Source organism: Streptomyces sp. IBSBF 3136, assembly GCF_036815105.1.
GTDB lineage: Bacteria > Actinomycetota > Actinomycetes > Streptomycetales > Streptomycetaceae > Streptomyces.
On the sequence record NZ_JAJSZC010000393.1, the window covers coordinates 1 to 3,667 of the forward strand.

3 protein-coding genes are annotated in these 3,667 nt (G+C 71.9%); 2 read left to right on the forward strand and 1 reads right to left on the reverse strand.

The genetic code is table 11. The features are described 5' to 3' along the window. Nucleotides 1-211: 211 nt before the first annotated feature. Entirely contained in the window at nt 212-1,048 is an 837-nt protein-coding gene (locus tag V7E45_RS39325; RefSeq protein ID WP_443056356.1) for a LuxR C-terminal-related transcriptional regulator, read from the reverse strand. Nucleotides 1,049-1,529: 481 nt separating this feature from the next. On the opposite strand from V7E45_RS39325, the gene V7E45_RS39330 reads away from it, so the two are divergent. Together V7E45_RS39330 and V7E45_RS39335 are read left to right on the forward strand one after the other, a co-directional pair. Next, the gene (locus tag V7E45_RS39330; RefSeq protein WP_333779089.1) at nt 1,530-2,873 is read left to right on the forward strand and encodes an NDP-sugar synthase; all 1,344 of its coding nucleotides are present in this window, start codon (nt 1,530-1,532) and stop codon (nt 2,871-2,873) included. Nucleotides 2,874-2,912: 39 nt separating this feature from the next. Further along, a complete protein-coding gene (locus V7E45_RS39335; protein WP_333779090.1) occupies nt 2,913-3,614 on the forward strand; it encodes an SDR family oxidoreductase in 702 nt (233 codons plus the stop codon). Nucleotides 3,615-3,667: the final 53 nt, after the last annotated feature.

Consider the following 3,667-nt stretch of genomic DNA (forward strand, 5'->3'; position numbering starts at 1 on the left):
GTGCGCGGCCGTGCGGGTGCGGGTGCGGTGCGGTGCGGGTGCCGGTGTGCGTGCGGGTGTGCGTGCGTGGTGCGGACACGCCTCGGCTTCGCCTTCGGCGGGATTCCGTTCCCACCCGCACCACCCGTGCGGCTTCGTCGCCGGGTGCGGGTGGCCCCCGCTCGGGGCCGTCGCCGCCGGCGGCCGCCGGGTCCGTCCGTGGGTGGTGGGGTCAGTCCAGCGCGTCCTCCAGTAGGCGGGACTGGGCCAGGGCGTAGGCCAGTTGGGCGCGGCTCTTGCTGTTCAGGGCCTCCGCCGCGCGGCCGATGTGGGTGGAGACGGTCCGTGCGCTGATGCCCAGGCGCTTGGCTATGGCCGCGTCCGTGTGGCCCTCGATCATCAGCCGCAGGACGGTGCGCCGGGTCTCGTCGGTCATCAGCGGCGGGCGCGCCTGCTCCTGGGTGATGCTGATCGGCTCCGCACGCTGCCAGGCGTGGTCGAAGACCGTGGCCAGGTAGTGGACGATCGCCGGGTGCTCGATGGTCAGGGCCGTCGTCTTCAGGTCGTGCCGCGGGTCGGGGATGAAGGCGATCTTGCGGTCGAAGATGATCAGCCGGTCGAACAGCTCGTTGAGGGTGCGTACCTCGACGCCCACCGCCGACACCTGCTCGATGTAGGCGAGCGTGGGGCCGTGGGTGCGCACGGAGTGCTGGTACAGCGTGCGCTGGCGGATGTCGCGCTCGGCCAGCTCCAGGGTCCGGCGCAGCGCCTTGCTGAGCAGTGCGGTGGCCCGGCCCCCGCCCGGCTGGGCGGTGAGCAGCTCCGCGCGGCAGGCGTCGGCCGACTTCTGCAGCGCCGCGCTGATCACGTCCTCCCCGTGCAGCAGCCGGATGTCGGCCGAGGCGGTGCCCTGTTCCTCGCGGTAGACGTCCTCCGCCGCGCTCAGCGCCTCGCGCACGGCCGCGACGGCCTGCTGCTGGACGAGGATGGCGCGCTCGATGGGCCGGCAGAACTCGCTCACCGCGATGTCCGGCGGCACCACGCCCATGATCCGCGGGTTTTCGGCCAACGGCCGCATCAGCCCCAACTCGACGAGGCAGTCGGGGACATCCCCATCAATCGGACCTTTCGTAAGCGCTTGCCGGTACCGGGCCAGACCCTCGTCGCAGAGCCTGACCACATGGGGATGGGAGGGATTGTCCGACTTCCTGCACATTCGTTCCCCCTTCAGAAATGCGCAATGCGCGATCACGAGGCTACCAAGCGAAGAAATCCGGCCCCGGACTGCGGCATGCTTCTCGCGGCGGAAGGCAACAGCGCCTATCGGCCACCTGGGAGGGAATCCATATGAATTCCATAGAAGCGAGTGCCAAGCGATTCACCGCGATATTCGCCCTCATGTTCCTCCTCGGGCTCGGAGCCCAGTCGGCCGAAGCGGCCACCCACGCACCGTCGGCCGCTCGGTCGGCCAACTCCCCCGCCCACGACCCGGAATGGGGCTGACCGAAGGACCGGGCGGACGTCCGACGAACTCATAGGGGGAAGCGAAAGTGCCTCGTCGGAATCCGGAAACCGTCGGAATCATTCTCGCGGGCGGCAGGGGGGAGCGGGCCAAGCCCATCACCCTCGAGTCATCCGACTACATTCGCAGCAAGGCGCTTATTCCGTTCGTCGGGAGGCGGCTCGTCGAATGGGTCGTCGAAGCCTGCAGGGACCAGGGGATCCGCCGCTTCTACGTGGTGGCCCACGGTCTGGAGAACCGCAACCAGATCAAGCTCCTGCTCGGCCACGGCGAGCGCCACGGGGTGGACGTGCGCTACTCCCGCTCACGCCTCGACCGCTACAACGTCGGCTCGGCCGGAGCCACTCTGCACAACCTCGAACAGTGGGACCTCCAGGGCCAGGCCCTGGTGCTGCCGGTCGACTCGCTCTTCGACTTCGACCTGAAGGAACTGCGCGCGACGCACGACCGGCGGGACGCCGTGGTGACGGTGGCCGCGGTGGAACGCACCGCACGGGAGATCGCCGGCAAGTACGGGGTGATGCGCACCGACGCGCGGGGGCTGGTGACGGGCTTCGTCGAGAAACCGGCCGCCGGACGGCTCGGCGAGCTGTTCCCGGACGCGGTCGCCGACGAACGGGCGACCCTGCCCACCAACGCCGGGATGTACCTGGTGGACTGCGGCCGGCTGCGCCTGCTGGCCCGCGAGCCGGGGCTGTTCAGGCAGACCCACCAACGGCTCGACTGGGGCGGGGACCTGCTGCCCTGGCTGGCCGGACACGGCCACCCGGTCGCCGCCCACGCCATCGGGCGGCTCGGCGACCTGGGCAACGTGCCCGACTACCTGCACACCCTGCGGCTCGTGCTCGACGGCGCGTACGAGCACGTGAACCGGCTCATGGAGCGCTCCGGGCAGGCCGGGGCGCACGGCTGGATCCACGAGAGCAGTCTGCAGACCAAGGACGACCTGACCGGCACGACGCTCGCGCAGAAGATCGAGGACGGATCGGTGCTGATCGGTCCCGGGGTGCGCATCGGCCATGACGTCGAGATCGGGCCGGGCGTGCGGCTGGAGCACACGGACGTCGGCGACGGGGCCGAGATCCGTGAGGGCGGCGCGCTCGTCCACTCCGCCGTCGGCGAGTCCGCGGTGATCGGCGCCCACGCCGACGTCTCGGACTCCTACGTCGGACCGATGGCGGTCATCCACTCGGAGCGCGCCCGGCCGACCCGGCTGGAGGGACACACGGCGATCGGCGACGGGGCCGTGCTGCGTCCCGGATCCCGGTTCCGCGGCGTCACGGTCTACCCGCGGCTGAGGGTGCCCACGCTGACCGGCGTGCCGGCCGCGACCGAGCTGAGAAGCGCCGACGACGTCCTGCGCTGGGTGTGACCCGGCCGGACCACCGGCGTCAGACGATGAGGGGGAATCATGCACAGGCACGGCCCCATAGCGGTGATCGGCGGCGCGGGCCGGCTCGGCGCCCTCGTGACCAGGAGACTGGCCGAGGCGGGCGAGCGGGTCCGGGTGGTGAGCCGGCACCCGGAACGAGGAGTGACCCCGCCGCCCGGAACCGAGCTGCGGCAGGCGGACGTTCGGTACCTGGACGCGCTGGAGCCCGCGCTGCGCGGCACGGCCGCCGTGGTGTTCTGCGTGGAACCGGGCACGGCCGACTCCGGCCCGGACAGCCCCGAGACCACGGTCTACAGCGGGGTGCGCAACGTGCTCGCGGCGGCCGCCGAGAACCCGGTGCGACCGCGCTTCCTCCTGGTGAGCCAGATCTTCGTGACCCGGCGCGAGCACCCGATGAACGCCTACGGACGGCTGCTGGACTGGCGGTTGCGCGGCGAGGACGCGGTCCGCGACTCGGGGTTCGCCTACACGGTCGTCCGGCCGGGCTGGCTCACCGACGACGGCGTCGCGGGCGCGGGCGTCCGGCTCGAACAGGACGACCGCGGTGACGGCTGGGTCTCGCGCGCCGCGGTGGCCGAGGCCTGCGTGCGGGCCCTGGGCTCCGCCGCGGCCGCGGGCCGCACCTTCGAGCTCTACAACGAGCCGGGCACCGCGCCGGCGGACTGGGAACCACTGTTCCGCAGGCTGAACCCGGACCCGCTGCCCGCCCTGCGGCCGTAGGGCCTGGGCCCGCCGTTCGGTACGGCCCCCGTCACGGGGCCGTACGGACGACG